This window comes from Aeromonas sp. NJAU223 (assembly GCF_051125555.1).
Taxonomy (GTDB): Bacteria; Pseudomonadota; Gammaproteobacteria; order Enterobacterales; family Aeromonadaceae; genus Aeromonas; species Aeromonas veronii_G.
In genome coordinates, this window is sequence record NZ_CP144204.1 from 861,142 (window position 1) to 880,051 (window position 18,910).

Sequence of the window (18,910 nt, forward strand, 5' to 3'; positions counted from 1 at the left end):
ACGTATTGATTTAGCACGATAGTCAGGTTGATGTCAGGGCTTTGTCGTGTCGCTGCCTTGCCCCTGTCCCTATGCTGGCCCTGTCCAATATCACGAGGAGCCGATGATGATAGTCAGGAAATTGAGATTGCAGCGGGGCTGGTCACAGGAGCAGTTGGCCACCCTGTCTGGTCTGAGTGTGCGCACCATACAGCGGATCGAACAGGGGCAGCAACCCGGACTGGAATCCCTCAAGGCCCTGGCCTCCGTCTTTGAGCTCGACGTGACTCAACTGCAGGAGAGCGAGATGAAAGGGCATGAGCTAGATGGTCAAGGTTTGGTGCATGTGGCGCGAGATGAGCGTGAGGCGATGAAGTTTGTCGAAGGGCTCAGGGGGTTCTACGGTCACCTCATCAGCTACGTGCTGGTGATAGGGGGACTGTTCATTATCAACTACCTGAGCAACCCGGATTACATCTGGGCCTGGTGGCCCATGCTGGGCTGGGGACTGGGGCTGATGTCCCATGCCATCAACCTGTTCCAGCCGTTCAAGATGTTCGGTCCCGAGTGGGAGCGGCGGCAGGTGGAGAAACGGCTGGGTCGTAAACTCTAACCTCTGCTGTTTCTATAAAAAACGGGCCCGGCAGCGATGCCGGGCCCGTCTTATTGGGAACGCTTCATTTGGCGTAAGCGGGGCAGGGGGTCGCTATCAGGGCGTCATCTTCGTAGCGCCACAGGGTAAGGCTGTTGCCCCAGACGCAACCGGTGTCCAGCCCCTTGATGTCATCCTTGCCGGTGGCACCCATCAGGGCTGCCCAGTGGCCGAACACCAGTGTGGGATCGTCTACATGGTGCTCCCGCTGCTCGAACCAGGGGCGCAGGCCAGGGGTCGATTCCGTCGGGCCCTTCTTACACTTGAAGTCGAGTCGCCCATCGAAGTAGCAGAAACGCATGCGGGTGAAGCTGTTGATGATGTAGCGGTAGCGCTCTATCCCCAGCAGGTTGTCATCCCAGCTGTCCGGTTGATCCCCGTACATGTTGTGCAGCAGCCATTGGTATTGATCCCCGCGCAGCAGACTCTCGACCTCGCGGGCGCAGTTGCGGGCGGTTCGGGCATCCCAGGCGGGGGAGAGGCCGGCATGGATCATCATGATGGGAAGATCGGGATGCTCCGCCAGCAGGGGGCGCTGGCGCAGCCACTCCAGCAGTTCGTCCCGATCCGGTGCCTCCATCAGGGATTGCAGCTTGTCTTTCTTCTTGAGCGGCGCCACCCCGTTGGCCACCGCCAACAGGTGCAGATCGTGGTTGCCAAGCACGGTGACGGCCCGGTTCCCCAGTGACTTGACGAAGCGCAGTGTGTTGAGCGAGTCCGGGCCGCGGGCGACCAGATCACCGCACAGCCAGAGGGTGTCGTTATCGGAGTCGAATTCGGCAAGATCCAGCAGACGGCGCAGATCGTCGTAGCAGCCTTGAATGTCGCCGACAAAACAGTTCGCCATGAAACCTCAGTTAATGATGTGGGGAACGGCCAGGGTGAAGGGAGGGATGGGAGCCTCGAACTGTTGTCCTGACTCGTCTTGCAGCAGGTAGCTGCCCTCCATTACGCCAAACGGAGTGGCGAGGGGGACGCCACTCTGGTAACTGAAGGTCTCACCGGGGGCGATGAAGGGTTGCTCACCGACCACCCCGGGGCCTTCCACTTCCTGCATCTTGCCATTGGCATCGGTGATGAGCCAGCGCCGGTGCAGCAGTTGCACGGTGCCCGGTCCCAGATTCTCTATCTCGATGAGATAGATAAAGTGGTAAGGATCCTGGGTGCCCGCCACATAGCTGGGGTGTGGGCGAACCGCTATCCGGGGCTTTGCCATGGGATCAGGCCTGCTGCTGATCGGCCAGCCAGTTGGCGATCATGACGAACTGCTCGAGGGAGAGGTTCTCCGGGCGCAGGTTGCCATCGATCCCAAGCTCAGTCAGCTGGGCGTCGGTGATGAAGTTGGAGAAGCTGTTGCGAATGGTCTTACGGCGCTGGCCGAAGCCCTCGGTGCAGACACGGTTCAGGCAGCGGATGTCTTTCGCCACATGGACGGGATTCTTGTGGGGGATGAGGCGCACCACGGCGGAGTCCACCTTGGGGGCGGGCTTGAAGGCACCCGGGCCCACTTCCAGCACGGGGACGACCTGGCAGTAGTACTGGGTCATCACGCTCAGGCGACCATAGGCCTTGCTGCCCGGACCGGCGGCCAGACGCAGCACCACTTCCTTTTGCAGCATGAAGTGCATATCTTCCACCCGATCGGCGAATTCGCAGAGGTGGAAGATGAGCGGTGTGGAGATGTTGTAGGGCAGGTTGCCGAAGATGCGAAGCGGCCCACGGCCTTCCCCCATCAGGGTGCCGAAGTCAAAGCGCATGGCATCGGCTTCGATGACGGTCAGCTTGTCTTTCAGCGTGGGATGCTCGCGCAGGCGGGCGGCCAAGTCGCGGTCCAGCTCGACTACCGTCATCTTGTCCATCTGGGCGGCGACCGGCTCGGTCAGCGCGGCCAGACCAGGCCCGATTTCCACCAGGTTCTGACCCGGTTGCGGGTTGATGGCGGCCACGATCTGGTCGATCACGTAGCTGTCATGCAAGAAGTTCTGACCGAAACGCTTACGGGCCGTGTGGCCCATGTGCACCTTACTGCTCATATTATTTTTTCTCTACCATCTGAATGGCGTGGTTAATCGCGGTGATCAGGCTGCCGGGATCGGCCAGGCCCTTGCCTGCCAGATCCAGCGCGGTGCCGTGATCCACCGAAGTGCGGATGAATGGGAGTCCCAGCGTGATATTGACCGAGTTGCCAAAGCCCTTGTATTTGAGCACGGGCAGTCCCTGGTCGTGGTACATGGCGAGTACCGCATCCGCATCCTTGAGGTATTTGTCCTGGAACAGGGTGTCGGCGGGCAAGGGGCCGACCAGATCGATCCCTTCCTGGCGCAAGGCGTCCAGGGCAGGCTCGATCACGTCTATTTCTTCCCGGCCCAGATGTCCCCCTTCCCCGGCATGGGGATTGAGGCCACAGACGTAGATCCTGGGCTGGGTGATGCCGAATTTGCATTTGAGGTCCGCATCCAGTATGCGGATCACCTTGCCGAGCCGATCCTCGGTGATGGCCTTGGCCACGTAGGCCAGCGGAATATGGGTGGTGGCGAGCGCCACCCTGAGCCCTTCAGTAGCCAGCAGCATCACCACATCGGCGGTGCCCGACTGCTGGGCGAAGAATTCGGTATGACCGCTGAAGGAGACCCCGGCCTGGTTGATGATCCCCTTGTGGACGGGCCCGGTCACCACGGCGTCGAATTCGCCGTTCAGATTGCCGTCACAGGCCCGCTGCAGGGTGTTCAGCACATAGGCGCCATTGCCCTCGTCGAGCTCGCCCGGTACCACGGGAGCGCCGAGGGGCAGGGGGCAGACGGTGAGCGTCCCCGCCCGCTGGGGACGGGCAGGAGCGCTGGCGTCATAGGGTTCGAGCACGACAGGCCGCCCGAGCAGGGCGGCACGGGCGTGCAGCAGGGCGGGATCGGCGATCACCACCAGCTGGTGGGGCCAATCCTGCTGGGCTATCTGCAGCACCAGATCCGGGCCTATCCCCGCCGGTTCACCCGGTGTGATGGCGAGGCGACGGCAGGGCATCTGCGTCTGGACTCGCCCTGGATGGCGGCTGTTCATCTGCTCATCACCCATTAATTGGGTTCGATCTGGATGTAGGCTTCGTCGCGCAGCTCGTCCAGCCAGGACTGGGACTCTTCGGTGAAGCGGCGGTTGAAGATGAGTTGATAGGCGCGCTGCTCCTGAGCCTTGCTGGTGGCGTCCTGACTGCGACGATCTTCCAGCTGGACGATGTGCCAGCCGTGGCTGGTGCGGAAGGGTTCGCTGATCTGGCCAGGCTGCAGGCGATTGACCATGTCGCGGAATTCCGGCACATAGACGTTGGGATCGGACCAGCCCAGTTCACCGCCCTGCACCGCAGAGCCCGGATCCTCGGAGTATTTCTCCGCCATGCTGGCGAAGCTGGCCTTGCCGCTCTTGATGTCGTGCAAGATACCGTCCAGGGTCCCCTTGGCCTTCTCCTCACTCAGGATGATGGAGGGCTTGATCAGGATGTGGCGAGCCTTCACCTCGGTCTGCATCACTTGCTGCTGACCCTTGGTGTCGAAGATCTTGACGATATGCAGGCCGGCGCCTGAGCGCAGCGGGCCGACGATGTCACCCTTGCTGGCCCCTTGTACCGCTTCGGCCATCAGGGTCGGCATCTCTTGCGGGCTCATCCAGCCCCAGTCTCCCCCTTCCAGGGCCTTGGGACCGTTGCTCTCGGCGATGGCGAGTTTGCGAAAATCCGCTCCCTCTTTCAGGGAGGCGAGGATGCGCTCGATCTTGGCCTTGGCGGCATTGAGCTGCTCGGCATTGGGATTGTCGGGCAGGGCGACCTGGATATGGCCGATGTGGTACTCGGTCTGCTGCTGGCCTTGCTTGCTCAGGGCCTCGACCACCTGCTTGACCTCCTGCTCGGAGATGTTGATGCGACGGCGAACCTGATTGCGGCGCACTTCGTTCATCAGGATCTCGCGGCGTACCTCTTCCCGGTACTGGGCATAGGTCAGGCCCTCACGCTCCAGCTGGGCGCGCAATTGCTCGAGGGTCATCTTGTTGTCGGCGGCGATGCTCTGGATGGCCTGCTCCAGCTGGGTGTCACTGATCTTGAGCCCCTGGCGATCCGCCAGCTGCAACTGCAGGCTCTCCTGGATCAGGCGATCCAGTGCCTGCTTGCGCAGGGTGGCGTCATCGGGCAGGGACTGGCCGCTCTCCTGGGCGGAGGCCTTGACCTTCTGGACCAGGGCTTCCTGCTGGCTGGCCAGCACCACGTCCTTGTTGACCACGGCAAGCACCTTGTCCACCAGCTCGGGGGCGGCGATGGCGCCCTGGCTCATGACTCCAAACAGGCCTGCGGTCAGCAGGGAAATCAACGTCTTCTTCATATCCATCTCTCAAGGCGTTTGCCAGACCGGTTATTGGTCTCGCAGGTTAAACGGACGAATGTAAGGCAGTGCTTCGGTATCCAGGGAGGTTCCCTTCGGACCTGTCCCTACGCTACCCAATCCCTTCATCTCGAATTGAATGCCCAGACTGCGCTCGGAGGTCGGCCTCATGTCCACGTTGTCCGGGGTGTTGACCCATTCCAGGTTGAAGTTGATGCTCCAGCAGCAGGAGTCATATTTCAGGCCCACCTTGCGGTCGGACTTCACGTTCTGGTTGAGCTCTTGGTAGTAACCACCATAGAGGTGCCACTGATCATTGAGCGGCGTGGTCAGCAACAGACCGATCTGGTTGAGGTCGGTGACCTCTCCCTTGTGTTCGAGGTCGTAGTTGGCATCGCGCACGAAGCGGTGGTTCAGCTGGCTGATCAGCTTCTCGTGGCGGTACTCCAGCGCGCTGTTGGCCGAGCTGATTTGGCTCTGGTCAAAATCATACTGCGCGCCAGCGTGGGCAAACCACTGCTCGTTGATCTTGGCGTCGCCCTCGAACGACAGCGGGGAGCGGTTGTTGGTGCTCGCCACATCGCTGGAGTAGAGCTTGACCCTGGGAGCCACGAAGTCGAAAGCTTGGGCAACGGCCAGCCGGATTCGTTCATCGCCAGCCGGATCATAAATGCGGCTAGTGAGACCGATGGAAAGGCGGTTGGAGTCGCTGATGCGATCCAGACCTGCGAAGCGGCGGTCGCTGAACAGGCTGTAGTAGTCCTGACGCATGGTCGTGGAGTCGTAGACCCCGATGTTGTCCTGATCCTTGTAGGGGACGTAGAGATACTGGAACTCGGGTTCCAGAGTCTGATTGGCGCCCTCTTTCCCGAACCACTGCTGCTCGCGCTCGAAGGTCATGCCCCCCTTGAGGCGGAATGAGGGCAGGACCCGGGTGATGTTCCCCTCCTCCAGGGTGACTCCCCCACCGTCTTGCGGCGTGAACCTGCTGGTGAAGGTGCTGCTCATGTTGTCAGGCACCGTCTGATCGTAACGGGTGTACATCAGCTTGTACTGGCTGTCGAGGAAGTAGCCCGCCTCATCGATGAGGGGGATGGTCAGGGTCGGGGCCGTGTAGAAGCGGGTGCCGGTGTAGGCTTCGCCCTGGTTCTGCTCGATGGCCTGATCGTTGTTGTAACCGAAGTTGGTGAGTTCGGTGTTCCAGGCCAGATCGTACCAGCTGCCCTGGTGGTAGTAGTTGTGGTTGATGCGGGGCATCAGCTCGTGGGGTTGCTGGGCGCTGGCCAGCAGGATCTGGTAGGTCCGCACCTCGGCATTGAGGTTCCAGTTCTGCTGGAAATAACCCGCCATCAGAGACTGCTGCAACTGGTTGTCGACCTGGGTCCCCACCTTGGGGGAGAAGTCGTTGAAGTAGTTGTAGTCCCGGTCCCGCACCTTGGTGTAGTCCACCGACACCCGCAGGGAATTATCCATGAACATGGAGGTATGACGGGCATTGAGCAGATAGCGATGACCATCTGACAGATGCTGGTTCAGGCTGTCGGTCTCGTCATACTGCTTGTCGTTGGCCAGGTTTTCGAAGTAGAGGCTGCCCACGTGGGCCGGATCCGGCATGTAGCGGAACTCGACCTGCTCCATCAGGCCCCGTCTGTCCATGAAGCGGGAGGTGATGGTGGCGTCGTAGTTGGGGGCAATGTTCCAGTAGAACGGCTGGGTGATGTCCATGCCGTTCTTGGAGCTCTGGGTATAACCCGGGTAGAGCAGGCCCGTCTTGCGCTCATCCTTGATGGGGAAGTTGATATAGGGGAAATAGAAGACCGGATAGTCATAGAGCCAGAGGCTGGCGTTCCAGGCTTCCCCGAACACTTCGGCCTGATCGATGTCGATGCTGCCCGCCTTCAGGGTCCAGGCCTCCTGGCCCGGTGGGCAGGTGGTGTACTGAGCCCCCTCCAGCACTATGTTCTGGTTGTCATTGGTCATGGTCACCTTCTCGGCGAAGCCGCGCACCGGTGAACCGTGAACCTGATACTTGCCCTCTTCCAGTTCGGAATCCTTGGTATCCAGATTGGATTTCAGGGTCTTGTCGCTGGTGACGGTGATCTGGCCATCGTTGTAGTAGATGTTGCCGATGGCGATGACATCCCGGCTCTTCTGATCGAGCTGAGCATAGTCAGAGTCAAACTTGCGCACCCCCTGACGGACCTTGACGTCCCCTTCATAGACGGCGGTGCCACCCTGTTTGGCTTCCAGGCGGTCCGCATCGACCTCGACCGGTTGGGCATTGGCATCCTGACCGGAGGCTGGCTTCTCTATCTTGGGCACATAGTCATAGCAGAGGCTGTCGAGAATGCCGGTAGCCGGCGGCGCGTTGATTGGCGCAGCCTGTACCGTGATCGGACTCAGTGCTGGAACAAGGCTGATAGTCAGGGCGATGGGACCAGAAGTGCCCAGTGTCCATTTTGTCATGTGAAAGGCTCGCACAATCCGTGGTAAAGACGGTTGAATCAGGGCATGCATTTTATGTCAGGATCCATCAAGTTGACATTGCATGTCATTGCTTTATGTTAGCCGGCAATGATAAAGCATTATTGCGGCCAGGGCTAACAGCCAAGAGCTGCTTTCCAATTTGGTCCCCGACTCATGCACGATCGCGATTCCCTGTTATTGCACTGGGCGCGCCGGATTTCCGGTGATGCCAACCTTCAATTGACCCTGATCTCCGGTGACGCCAGTTTTCGCCGCTATTTCCGTGGTGCCGGTCTGGTGTGGGTGGATGCTAATCCGAAAACCGAAAAAAATCATGAATTTGTTCGCAACGCCGCGGCCTTGAAAGCGAGCGGCCTGCTGGCGCCCGAGGTCAAGGGGGTGGACTACGAGCAGGGGTTGCTGGCGGTGACGGATCTCGGCGATACCCAGCTCATCACCTGCCTGAATGCCGATAACGTGCTGGCCTGGTATGACAAGGCCATTGCCCTGCTGCCGCAGCTTGGCGCAGTCGAGCTCTCTCTCGAGCCTTTCGATGCGGCCTTCATGGCCCGTGAGAACGCCATCTTCCCCGAATGGCTGCTGGGTCATCATCTGCAACTCGCCTTGAGCGAGGATGAGCAGCAGTTGCTGGATGACACCTTCACCTGCCTGACCGAGAACAACCTGGCCCAGCCCCAGGGGGTGATGCACCGGGACTTCCACAGCCGCAACCTGATGGTGTGTGGCGGTGACAGTCCCGCAACCAGCACCCTGGCCGTCATCGATTTCCAGGACATGGTCATCGGGCCGCTCAGCTACGATCTGGTCTCCCTGCTCAAAGACTGCTACGTGCGCTGGCCGGACGATGTCATCGAGCAAGGGATGCGCCATGGCTTCGACACCTTGAGCGAGGCTGGCGTGCTGGCGGGGATCGATTATGCCCGCTTCCGGCGCCAGGCCGATCTTACCGGCATGCAACGTCACCTGAAGGCGGCGGGCATCTTCACCCGCCTCTATCACAGGGACGGAAAATCCGGTTATCTGAAGGATATTCCACGCACACTGGGTTATGTGGTGGATGTTTGTCATCTGCACGGGGACACATACCCTGTGTTGTCCCGTTTCGGTGACTGGTTGCAGCGAAAAGTGCTGCCGGGCTTTGCTGCTGGAGCCCAGGCATGAAAGCGATGATCCTGGCCGCCGGTCGCGGCGAGCGGATGCGACCGCTGACGGACTCCCTGCCCAAGCCGCTGCTGGCGGTGGGGGGCAAGCCGCTCATCGTGCATCATATCGAGAAGCTCAAGGCTGCCGGGGTGACGAATCTGGTCATCAACCATGCCTGGCTTGGCCACGAGCTGGTGGCGGCGCTCGGGGATGGCAGCGCCTTCGGGGTCAGCATCCAGTGGTCGGCGGAAGAAACCGCACTGGAGACCGCCGGTGGCATAGTGCAGGCACTGCCATTGCTGGGGTCTGAGCCTTTTCTGGTGATCAACGGCGATACCTGGCTGGATCTGGATTACGGCACCCTGGTGAACCAGACGCTGGGGGAGGATCTCGCCCATCTCTGGCTGGTGCCCAATCCGCCCCAGCATCCTCACGGGGATTTTGCGCTGCAAGCCGGCCGGGTGCTGGACAGCCCGTCCCTCACTTTCAGCGGCATCGGCCTCTATCGTCCCGAGGCCTTCGGCCACCTGCCTGCCGGGGCTCGCAAGCTGGCCCCCCTGCTGCGGGAGTGGATGGCGGTGGGCCGGGTCGGTGGCAGCCAGCTCCCTGGCGAGTGGCGAGACATTGGCACCGTCGCGCGGCTGCGAGAGCTGGACGAACAGTTGCAAGGATGCAGCACTCAACACATCACGAGGTCTTGAACCATGCGTATTTGGGGTAAGGTGCTTGGCACCTTCTTCGGTTTTCTGCTCGGCAACATCTTTGGCGCCCTGCTTGGCCTCTGGTTAGGCCATCGTTTCGATCGGGGCATGGGCATGTCGTTCCGCCGTGCCCCCACCCAGCAACAGCAGGCGGTTTTCTTCCACGCCACCTTCGCCGTCATGGGCCACATCGCCAAGGCGAGCGGCCAAGTCACCGAGCAGGAGATCCGGGTTGCCTCCAACCTGATGGACAGGATGCGTCTCTCCGGTGAGCAGCGGGTGCGGGCCCAGGAGTCCTTCCGTCAGGGCAAGGAGAGCGGCTTCCCCCTGCGCGAGACCCTGGCCGAGTTCCGTCAGGCGAGCCAGGGCCAGCGTGACATCCTGCGCTTCTTCCTGGAAGTCCAACTGCAGGCGGCCTTCGCCGATGGCTGCGTGGAAGCCGACGAGCGGGCCATCTTGCAGACCATCGCCGACGAGCTGGGCTTCAGCCGCATCGAGCTGGCGCGGATCCTGGCCATGGCCGAGGCGCAGATGAACTTCTTCAAGCACGGTCAGGGCCAGTATCAGGGTGGGGGCCAGGGGCAGCAGTACCGCCAGGAGGCGCCATCCAAGGATCGGCTCAAGGATGCCTATCAGCTGCTCGGCGTCAGCGAGAGCGACAGCGATCAGGAGATCAAGCGGGCCTACCGCAAGGAGATGAGCAAGCACCATCCGGACAAGCTGGCCGCCAAGGGGTTGCCGCCGGAGATGATGGAGATGGCCAAGGAGAAGACCCAGGAGATCCAGCAGGCCTGGGAGTGGATCCGCGAGGCTCGCGGCATCCGCTGACACGCCAGAAAGAAGCTAGATGCAGTCATAAAAAATGCCCGTCGAGAGACGGGCATTTTTGTTGGCGGGGGGATTCAATCCCCGTCGAAGGGGGCGACTCAGTGCGCGTCGACCCAGACGAATTTGAGGATGAACAGCAGGGCGACGACCAGCACGCAGGGGTTGATCTCGCGCCAGCGGCCGGTGCCCGCCTTCATCACGCAGTAGGAGATGAAGCCCACGGCGATCCCCTCGGTGATGGAGAAGCTGAACGGCATCATGACGGCGGTCATGAAGGCCGGTACCGCCTCGGTCAGGTCTTCCCACTTCACCCGGGTGAGCTCGGAGCACATCAGCACGCCCACGTAGATGAGGGCGCCGGCGGCGGCATAAGCCGGCACCATGGCGGCGACGGGGGAGAAGAAGATGGCCAGCAGGAACAGCACGCCGACGACGATGGCGGTCAGACCGGTGCGACCACCCACGGCCACGCCGGAGCTGCTCTCGATATAGGCCGTCACGGAGGAGGTACCCATGAAGGCGCCACCTACCGAGCTCACGCTGTCCACTACCAGTGCCTGCTTCATGCGCGGGAAGTGACCCTTGTCATCCGCCAGCTTGGCGCGGTTGGTGACCCCGATCAGGGTGCCTGACGAGTCGAACAGGTTGACCAGCATGAAGGAGAAGATGATGCCGGCGAGGCTGATATCCAGGGAACCCATCAAATCCAGCTGACCGAACACTGGCGTGACGCTGGGCGGCATGGAGACGAAGCCCTTGAAGCTGACATCCCCAAACAGGAAGCCGAGCCCTGTGGTGACCACCATGGAGATGAGCACGGCGGAGTGCACGCCGCGGGCGGAGAAGATGCAGATCAGGAAGAAGCCGAGCAGTCCCAGCAGACAGGGCAGGGAGGTGAGATTGCCCACCGTCACCATGGTGGCGGGACTCGCCACCACGATGCCGGCGTTGTGCAGGCCGAGCAGGGCGATCAACAGGCCGATGCCGGCGGTGATGCCGACCCGCAGGGTGAGGGGGATGTTGGCGATGAGCCAGTAGCGCACCCGCAGCAGGGTGAGGATCAGGAGTCCCAGGGCGCCCCAGAAGATGGTGCCCATGCCGACCTGCCAGGAGTAGCCCATGCCGGCCACCACCACGAAGGCGAAGAAGGCGTTGAGGCCCATGGCGGGGGCCAGGGCGATGGGCAGATTGGCCAGCAGCCCCATCAGAATGCTGCCGATGCCGGCGATGAGGCAGGTGGTGACGAACACGGCCTGGGTGTCCATGCCCGCAGCGGAGAGGATCTGCGGGTTGACGAAGACGATGTAGACCATGGTCAGGAAGGTGGTGATCCCGGCGATGACCTCGGTGCGGGCCGTGGTGCCATGACTTTTCAGGGCGAACAGACGATCGAGCAATCCTTGCCCGGCCGCCGGGCTGGTGGCTTGATGTGGTTGATTCATGTTGGATTCCAATGGGTGACGTGAAATAAGCAGCAGGGGGGCAGACCCATCCATAGGGAGACTGACCCTGTCATTGGCGATTTCATCGCCAGACTCGTCCTGATACCGTGACAGCGCGCACATTTTTACACAGGCAGGCGCGTTTACAAACCCCGGATCTGCGAGGCGGATCAATGAATAGAGTAAAAATTCAAACGTTTGCTCTTGCGGCAGGAAAAATGAGTGTCGATAGAGACTTTCTTTGGGCGGATTAGAGAGTCTTGAAGTAACGCTCCACCAGTTGTGCCAGCAGGGCGTCGCTGCGCTCCTGCAGCAGACTCAAGGTCAGCCCCATGCGCTGCAGCACCAGACCGGCCTGCTCCTCGCTCAGTTTGCGCCCCTCGATGAAGAACTCCTGCTCCGGCAGCTGCTTGTCATGGCGCGGGAGCAGCACCCAGCTTATCCGCTCGGGCTCCAGAGTGGCGAAGATCCGGCTGGCGGCATTGCAGAACCTGTCGATGTGCGCCTTGCCGTCTGGCCCGAGGCAACCGGGTTCGATGCGGATCTGGATGTGAAGTCGCTTCGAGGTGTCTGTGGTGTGGGCCATGGCTAGCTATCGGTTGGGGGAGGCGGAGAGAGTGTAAGTCAAAAGGCAATAGAAAGGGGAGCCTGGGCTCCCCTTGTCACGGTGCAATCCCCTCGATGGGGGGAGGCACGGCATCGCTTGGCCAGCGGTCCGCCAGCCGTCTCGGGGGCGCTGCGGCGGCATGGCTGGCCGCACCAGCGCTTCCCTTTACTTGGCGATCCGCTTGTACTTGGCGCGATGCGGCTGAACGGCCTCGGCGCCATAGGTCTTCTTCTTCCACTCTTCGTATTCGGTGAAGTTGCCTTCGAAGAATTCGATCTTGCCCTCGTCCTGGTAGTCCAGGATGTGGGTGGCGATACGGTCGAGGAACCAGCGGTCGTGGGAGATGACCATGGCACAACCCGGGAACTCCAGCAGGGCGTTCTCGAGGGCGCGCAGGGTTTCGATGTCCAGATCGTTGGTCGGTTCATCCAGCAGCAAGACGTTTCCGCCAGTCTGCAGCAGCTTGGCCAGGTGCAGACGGCCACGCTCACCACCGGACAGTTCGCCGACGCGCTTTTGCTGATCCGAGCCCTTGAAGTTGAAGCGACCGATGTAGGCCCGGCTCGGGAACTCGTAGTTGCCGATGCGCAGGATGTCCTGACCGTCCGCGACTTCCTCGAACACCGTCTTTTTGTCGTTCATGGTGTCGCGGAACTGATCCACTGAGGCCAGCACCACGGTATCGCCCAGGGTGATGGCGCCGGAATCCGGCTGCTCCTGACCCGACATCATGCGGAACAGGGTGGACTTACCGGCCCCGTTAGGACCGATGATACCGACGATGGCCCCCTTCGGAATGGAGAAGGAGAGATCGTCGATCAGCAGCCGGTCACCGTAGGACTTGCGCAGGTTCGCCACTTCCACCACCTTGTCGCCGAGGCGGGGTCCAGGCGGAATGAACAGCTCGTTGGTCTCGTTGCGCTTCTGATAGTCGTTGGTGTTGAGCTCTTCGAAGCGTGCCATGCGAGCCTTGGACTTGGCCTGACGGCCCTTGGGGTTCTGGCGAACCCACTCCAGTTCTTTCTCGATGGACTTGCGACGGGCGGCTTCTGAGCTCGCTTCCTGGGCCAGACGGGCATCTTTTTGCTCCAGCCAGGAGGAGTAGTTGCCCTCCCAGGGGATGCCTTCGCCACGGTCCAGCTCCAGGATCCAGCCCGCCACGTTGTCGAGGAAGTAGCGGTCGTGGGTGATGGCGACGACGGTGCCTTCGTAGTCGTGCAGGAAGCGCTCGAGCCAGGCCACGGATTCCGCATCCAGGTGGTTGGTCGGCTCATCGAGCAGCAGCATGTCCGGCTTTTCCAGCAGCAGACGGCAGAGGGCAACCCGGCGACGTTCACCCCCGGAGAGGTGCTTGATCTGGGCATCCCAGGCCGGCAGGCGCAGGGCATCGGCCGCACGCTCCAGCTGGTTTTCCATGTTGTGGCCGCCCTGGGAGGCGATGATGGCCTCCAGCTCGCCCTGTTCGCGGGCCAGCTTGTCGAAATCAGCATCCGGATCCGCGTAGGCCGCATAGACCTCATCCAGGCGAGCCATGGCGCGTTTTACGTCGCCCACGGCCTCTTCAACCGCATCACGGACCGTCTGCTCGGGATCCAGTTTCGGCTCCTGGGGCAGGTAGCCTATCTTGATGCCGGGTTGCGGGCGGGCTTCCCCTTCGATCTCGGTATCCAGCCCGGCCATGATCCGCAGCAGGGTGGATTTACCGGCGCCGTTCAGACCCAAGACACCTATCTTGGCGCCCGGGAAGAAGGAGAGGGAGATGTTCTTGAGAATATGACGCTTGGGTGGCACGACCTTGCCGACCCTGTTCATGGTGTAAATAAATTGAGCCATTGGCTAATTCTCTTCCTTTTCAGCAACTTAATGATTATTCATTAACAAACTGATGGCGTGGTGGGGCCAGGTCGGCGCGGGCCAACCCGGTTCCAAAAAACTTGTCGATTGTAAACCAATGGGGAGGGGGCGGCAAAGCGGACAGCGGGAGCGGCCTCCCATCTGCGAAACCCTCTTGGCCGGGAGGGGATGGCCGCTGGGATGGGTCGACGCCTGCCCGGTCTGGGGGTCTGAGGGTTTCTTCATTCAGGTTGAATGGGGGATGTTCGGCACCCGCATCAACGGCTGCCATCAACCGGTGGTGAGCGTCAGCGTACCGATGCCTTGGTTTTCTTGGGCTGATCCTGCCCCGAGTAGTAGAGCACTCGCTGCACGTATTCCTGGGTTTCCTGATAGGGGGGCACACCTCCATAGCGGACCACGGCCTGCTCACCGGCGTTATAGGCGGCGCTGATCCTGATCCAGTCGGGGCCGAACTGCTTCTCCAGCCATTTCAGATAGATCATGGCGCCCCGGATGTTCTGCTCCGCATCGAACGGGCGCGTCACGCCGAACCTGGCTTGGGTCTCGGGGATGAGTTGCATCACCCCTTGCGCCTGTTTGGGGGAGACGGCGAGGCTGTTGAGATTGGACTCGGCGATGGCGATGGCCAGTGCCAGCTGGGGATCGACCCGGTGGCGCTTGGCGGCCTGCCGGATCATGCCGGCGAGTTTCTGCTTGCTCATGGACTGGCGGGTCAGATAGCCATCCTGATCGAAGGGGACGCCGGGGCGTACCCAGGGTGCGCCGCCCGAGCCGCCACCGACACCGCAGGTGCCGAGCGGGGCATTGCCCACCCGTTCGTTGTAATAGCGGGCTGCCTGCTGGTTGCCCAGGCGCATAGCCATGGCGAGATAGGTATTGGCCTGACGGGCGCTGCGGATCCCCTGTGGACCACGAGCCAGCAGGCGGCCGATGCGAAAATAGGCTTCTGGATTGCCGAGGCTGGCGGCGGTGCAGTAGTGGGCGATGGCCTGCCTCGGATTGCTGCGCTCCATGGCAGCCCCCTGGCGCAGGGCATTCATCGCCTTGGGAGCCTGGCGAAAGGTGTCGGCGTGGGTCGATGTGCTGGCCAGCAGGAGCAAGAGTCCCCAGCCCCAAGTGCAGAGTCTCTGCATGATGGATACCTCATTTCGTATCCGCAAGATATAGGTTCTGGATGGGCGGGTTGCCAGCCAAGCGTTGGAACATGTGGTTCTGTGCTGGCTTGAGAAAGATGAAAACGGTCTGGAACCTTTGGCTAGTGGAGCAAAACATTGGAGGGAAGGTCAAAGAAGGGGGGCTGGCTACCGGGTAGGAAGGACGTTGAGACTCGCCACAGCTATCTCTCTCCCGTCGCTGGCGGCCGACAGTGGGGAATATAATTCAACGCATTGTATTGATATGATTTAACGCTCTTCCATCCTCATGCTCATGGCGACCTCCCACGTTGAGCCAAAGGGGCAACATGGATGAACGCTTCAGTTGCGACAACCGTGGTGTTACCCCCCAAGGATGCGCAGAACCATTTGCCCCCTTCTTGCACAAGCAGGACTGTGGAGTGTCAGACCCCGTGGTACGCCCTGTACCAATGGACGAAACTCTCTACCCCTTCTCTCAATCCGACCCGGGGCCGATAGCCCGTCACCTCGAACAGGGTTTCGGTGTCGGCCCAGGTGGCGAGCACATCCCCCGGCTGCATGGGCAGCAGATTGCGGATGGCGGGTTTGCCGAGGGCCGATTCGATGGCCTCTACGAAGTCCAGCAGTCGCACCGGGTTGCCGTTGCCGATGTTCAGCAACCGGTAAGGGGCCGAGCTGGACTCCGTCTGCCCGCGCCAGGCCGGGTTCGCCTGGGGAGGGCGATCGGCGACGCGCACTATCCCCTCGACGATGTCGTCGATATGGGTGAAGTCCCGGCTGAGCTGACCCTGGTTGTAGATGTCGATGGGCTCATCGTTGAGGATGGCGCGCACGAACTTGAACAGGGCCATGTCGGGGCGCCCCCAGGGGCCGTAGACGGTGAAAAAGCGCAGCCCCGTGGTGGGCAGGCCGTAGAGGTGGGAGTAGGAGTGGGCCATCAGCTCGTTGGCCTTCTTGCTCGCCGCATAGAGGGAGACCGGATGATCCACCCCGTCCGAGGTCTTGAACGGCATCTGCTCATTGAGACCGTAGACGGAGCTCGAGGAGGCATAGATGAGGTGGCCGACCTCGTGTTGGCGGCACCCCTCCAGCACGGTGAGGGTGCCGGTGAGGTTGCTGTCGGCGTAGGCAAAGGGATTGTCCAGCGAATAGCGTACCCCCGCCTGGGCACCGAGGTGGATCACCCGATCGAATCGCTCCCGGGCAAAGAGGTCGGCGATGGCCAATCTGTCCGCAAGATCGATACGTTCGAAGCGAAAGCCGGGAAGGGGAAGGAGGCGCGTGAGGCGTGCCTCTTTCAGGCTCACCGCGTAGTAGTCATTCAGGTTGTCGATGCCGACCACCTGATGACAGTCGGCGCAAAGCCGCTTGACCACATGGAAGCCGATAAAACCGGCGGCGCCAGTGATCAGGTACTTCATTGCGTAGCCTCCAATCGGGGCTCTGGTTCCTGCCTAGCCGCTGGTTGCACATGGTGGCCGCGGCCGATGGCGTAGTAGGTAAAGCCGCGCTGGCGAAGGCGGGCCGGGTCATAGAGGTTGCGTCCGTCGAAGATGACGGCTTGCTTCAGGGTGCGCTGGATCAGCTCGAAATCGGGGGCGCGGAACTGCTGCCACTCGGTGCAGATGAACAGGGCGTCGGCACCCTTGAGGGCAGCCTCCTGGGTGCCGCACAAGGTCAGCTCGTCCCGCAGGTCATAGAGGCGCTGCGCCTCGTTCATGGCCTGGGGGTCGAACGCCTGCACCTTGCCGCCACCGGCCCAGATGGCCTCCATCAATACTCGGCTCGGTGCCTCTCGCATGTCGTCGGTATTGGGCTTGAAGGCGAGCCCCCAGAGGGCGAAGGTGTGCCCCGTCAGATCGGCACCAAAGTGCTGGTGCAACAACTCGATGAGTCTGTGTTTCTGACGATCGTTGACCCGCTCCACCGAGCGTAGCAGGGACGTGTCACAGCCCATCTCGGCTGCGGTGTGGATCAGTGCTCTCACATCCTTGGGGAAGCAGGAGCCGCCGTAGCCGCAGCCCGGATAGATGAAGTGGTAGCCGATGCGTGGATCCGCACCTATGCCCTTGCGCACCGCCTCTATGTCGGCCCCGAGCCGCTCCGCCAGTCCCGCCATCTCGTTCATGAAGGAGATTTTTGTCGCCAGCATGGCGTTGGCGGCGTACTTGGTCAGCTCGGCGCTGCGCGCGTCCATTTGGATGATGCGCCTGTGATTGCGGTTGAAGGGGGCGTAGAGCTCCTCCAGCAACGACATGGCGTGGGCGGAATCCGTGCCGATGATGATGCGATCCGGCCGCAGACAGTCGGCAACGGCGGCGCCTTCTTTGAGAAACTCCGGATTGGACACCACCGCCAGGGGGAAGTGAACGCCACGCTCGGTGAGGGCGGCCTCGATGTGCCGGCGCACCCGGTGGGCCGTACCGACCGGCACCGTGCTCTTGTTGACGACCACCTTGCCAGCCTGCATCAGGCGGCCTATGGTACCGGCCACCCTCAGCACCTGTTGCAGATCGGCGCTGCCGTCTTCACCGGGCGGAGTGCCCACCGCGATGAAGATGAGCTCGGCAAAGTCCACGCCTTTTACCACGTCCGTGGTGAAATGCAGGCGACCTGCCTGATGATTGGCCTGAACCATGGGTGAGAGGCCGGGTTCGAAAATGGGGATGATGCCCTCTTTCAGGCGCGCTATCTTGGCGGCATCCACGTCCACGCAGGTGACCTGATGGCCCATCTCGGCCAGCACGGCGGCCTGCACCAGACCCACATACCCAATCCCGAAGAGGGTGACCCTCATCCTTTGTTGCTCCACAGGCAGTTGAAAGGGAGGCATTTTAGAATGATTCGGCGTGACGAGCAGCGGAAACCGTCCGGTTTTTCAGTGAGGCTGCAGCCTGGGAAAGGATCCAGTGAGATATTTTGGTGCAAGGGTTGTAACGCATCCCTGACGCGCACCATTTTGGCGCATTCGATGACGCTATTGTGATCCGGCTCACTCAAATCGGACACTGTCCCCATAACGAAGCCCGGCACACCGGGCTCGCGCCCCCAAGGGGCAACCCACACTCTTTTACTTCGCTATGGACTTTGGTTATGGACAACAAACCCCGCTCGGCGCATCCGGTCTATGAGGATGTGCTTGCCCTGCTGACCGCGGCAGGCTTCATCTCCCTCGGTATCTTTCTGTTTCATCAGGTGGGTCTGCTCACCGGTGGCACCGCCGGTCTCGCGCTCCTGTTGCAGCAGGTGACGGGCCTGAGCTTCGGCCTGCTGTTCTTCACCATGAACCTGCCTTTTTACGCCCTGGCCTGGCTCAGGATGGGACCGCGCTTCACCCTCAACACCTTCGCATCGGTGGCAACCGTCTCCTTCATGACGGATCACCTCAACGCCGTGCTGCAGATCGGCAAGATCGAGCCCGTCTATGCGGCCCTCATCGGTGGCACCCTGATCGGCATGGGGCTGCTCATCATGTTTCGCCACAAGTCGAGCCTGGGGGGCTTCAACATCCTGGCACTCTTCATTCAGGACAAGTTCGGCATCCGCGCTGGCAAGCTGCAAATGGGGCTGGATTGCGCCATCGTCATCGCCTCCTTCTTCGTGGTCTCCCCCTGGCTGCTGGCCCTCTCCGTGGTGGCGGCCATCCTCTGTAACCTGGTGTTGACACTCAACCACAAGCCGGGGCGCTACCAGATAGCCTGAATGGATAGCCAAAAA

The 18,910-nt window shown here is 61.4% G+C and carries 17 protein-coding genes; 5 read left to right on the plus strand and 12 right to left on the minus strand.

The genetic code is table 11. The annotated features are described in order from the left end of the window. Positions 1 to 106: 106 nt before the first annotated feature. Positions 107 to 592, plus strand: coding sequence for a 2TM domain-containing protein (locus VZC39_RS04115; protein ID WP_434665928.1), 486 nt, complete (start codon positions 107 to 109; stop codon positions 590 to 592). 64 nt (positions 593 to 656) lie between these two features. On the opposite strand, the gene VZC39_RS04120 is transcribed toward VZC39_RS04115, so the two are convergent. Genes VZC39_RS04120 through lptD form a run of 6 tightly spaced genes read right to left on the minus strand, consistent with a single transcriptional unit; the run spans position 657 to position 7,458 of the window. Beyond that, positions 657 to 1,478: a symmetrical bis(5'-nucleosyl)-tetraphosphatase gene (locus tag VZC39_RS04120; RefSeq protein ID WP_434665931.1), complete on the minus strand. Its 822-nt coding sequence runs from the start codon at positions 1,476 to 1,478 to the stop codon at positions 657 to 659. 6 nt (positions 1,479 to 1,484) lie between these two features. After that, positions 1,485 to 1,847 carry a Co2+/Mg2+ efflux protein ApaG gene (apaG, locus tag VZC39_RS04125; protein ID WP_434665934.1) on the minus strand — a complete coding sequence of 121 codons (363 nt, stop codon included), beginning with the start codon at positions 1,845 to 1,847 and terminating at the stop codon, positions 1,485 to 1,487. A 4-nt stretch (positions 1,848 to 1,851) separates the two neighbouring features. Then, entirely contained in the window at positions 1,852 to 2,664 is an 813-nt protein-coding gene (gene rsmA, locus VZC39_RS04130) for a 16S rRNA (adenine(1518)-N(6)/adenine(1519)-N(6))-dimethyltransferase RsmA (RefSeq protein ID WP_349921183.1), read from the minus strand. A gap of 1 nt (position 2,665) precedes the next feature. Then, complete coding sequence (pdxA, locus tag VZC39_RS04135) at positions 2,666 to 3,649, minus strand: 4-hydroxythreonine-4-phosphate dehydrogenase PdxA (protein WP_434668341.1); 984 nt, start codon at positions 3,647 to 3,649, stop codon at positions 2,666 to 2,668. Positions 3,650 to 3,699: 50 nt separating this feature from the next. Then, positions 3,700 to 4,992, minus strand: a complete 1,293-nt coding sequence (surA, locus tag VZC39_RS04140) for a peptidylprolyl isomerase SurA (RefSeq protein WP_349921184.1) — start codon at positions 4,990 to 4,992, stop codon at positions 3,700 to 3,702. A 30-nt stretch (positions 4,993 to 5,022) separates the two neighbouring features. Then, a complete protein-coding gene (lptD, locus tag VZC39_RS04145; protein ID WP_349921185.1) occupies positions 5,023 to 7,458 on the minus strand; it encodes an LPS assembly protein LptD in 2,436 nt (811 codons plus the stop codon). A 174-nt stretch (positions 7,459 to 7,632) separates the two neighbouring features. Here lptD and VZC39_RS04150 point away from each other — a divergent pair, with 174 nt between their 5' ends. Genes VZC39_RS04150 through djlA form a run of 3 tightly spaced genes read left to right on the plus strand, consistent with a single transcriptional unit; the run spans position 7,633 to position 10,151 of the window. Continuing rightward, positions 7,633 to 8,640, plus strand: a complete 1,008-nt coding sequence (locus tag VZC39_RS04150) for an aminoglycoside phosphotransferase family protein (RefSeq protein ID WP_434665938.1) — start codon at positions 7,633 to 7,635, stop codon at positions 8,638 to 8,640. Continuing rightward, on the plus strand, positions 8,637 to 9,323 hold the full coding sequence (gene murU / locus VZC39_RS04155; protein ID WP_434665940.1) for an N-acetylmuramate alpha-1-phosphate uridylyltransferase MurU: 687 nt from the start codon (positions 8,637 to 8,639) through the stop codon (positions 9,321 to 9,323). Before VZC39_RS04150 ends, murU begins: the two co-directional genes overlap by 4 nt. A gap of 3 nt (positions 9,324 to 9,326) precedes the next feature. Further along, positions 9,327 to 10,151 carry a co-chaperone DjlA gene (gene djlA / locus VZC39_RS04160; RefSeq protein WP_434665943.1) on the plus strand — a complete coding sequence of 275 codons (825 nt, stop codon included), beginning with the start codon at positions 9,327 to 9,329 and terminating at the stop codon, positions 10,149 to 10,151. Between the two features lie 98 nt (positions 10,152 to 10,249). Here djlA and VZC39_RS04165 read toward each other — a convergent pair whose 3' ends face one another. The 6 genes from VZC39_RS04165 to VZC39_RS04190 all read right to left on the minus strand — a co-directional run bounded on the left by VZC39_RS04165 (position 10,250) and on the right by VZC39_RS04190 (position 17,990). Next, the gene (locus VZC39_RS04165) at positions 10,250 to 11,593 is read right to left on the minus strand and encodes an NCS2 family permease (protein WP_434665946.1); all 1,344 of its coding nucleotides are present in this window, start codon (positions 11,591 to 11,593) and stop codon (positions 10,250 to 10,252) included. A gap of 250 nt (positions 11,594 to 11,843) precedes the next feature. Further along, complete coding sequence (locus VZC39_RS04170) at positions 11,844 to 12,179, minus strand: hypothetical protein (RefSeq protein WP_434665949.1); 336 nt, start codon at positions 12,177 to 12,179, stop codon at positions 11,844 to 11,846. 186 nt (positions 12,180 to 12,365) lie between these two features. After that, complete coding sequence (gene ettA / locus VZC39_RS04175) at positions 12,366 to 14,033, minus strand: energy-dependent translational throttle protein EttA (RefSeq protein WP_349921191.1); 1,668 nt, start codon at positions 14,031 to 14,033, stop codon at positions 12,366 to 12,368. Between the two features lie 308 nt (positions 14,034 to 14,341). Next, positions 14,342 to 15,190, minus strand: coding sequence for a lytic transglycosylase domain-containing protein (locus VZC39_RS04180; RefSeq protein WP_434665951.1), 849 nt, complete (start codon positions 15,188 to 15,190; stop codon positions 14,342 to 14,344). 425 nt (positions 15,191 to 15,615) lie between these two features. Continuing rightward, positions 15,616 to 16,614, minus strand: a complete 999-nt coding sequence (locus VZC39_RS04185) for an NAD-dependent epimerase (RefSeq protein ID WP_434665953.1) — start codon at positions 16,612 to 16,614, stop codon at positions 15,616 to 15,618. Continuing rightward, positions 16,611 to 17,990 carry a UDP-glucose dehydrogenase family protein gene (locus tag VZC39_RS04190; protein WP_434665955.1) on the minus strand — a complete coding sequence of 460 codons (1,380 nt, stop codon included), beginning with the start codon at positions 17,988 to 17,990 and terminating at the stop codon, positions 16,611 to 16,613. Before VZC39_RS04190 ends, VZC39_RS04185 begins: the two co-directional genes overlap by 4 nt. A 296-nt stretch (positions 17,991 to 18,286) precedes the next feature. On the opposite strand from VZC39_RS04190, the gene VZC39_RS04195 reads away from it, so the two are divergent. Next, positions 18,287 to 18,895, plus strand: a complete 609-nt coding sequence (locus VZC39_RS04195; protein ID WP_434665958.1) for a YitT family protein — start codon at positions 18,287 to 18,289, stop codon at positions 18,893 to 18,895. The last annotated feature ends 15 nt before the right edge of the window (positions 18,896 to 18,910 follow it).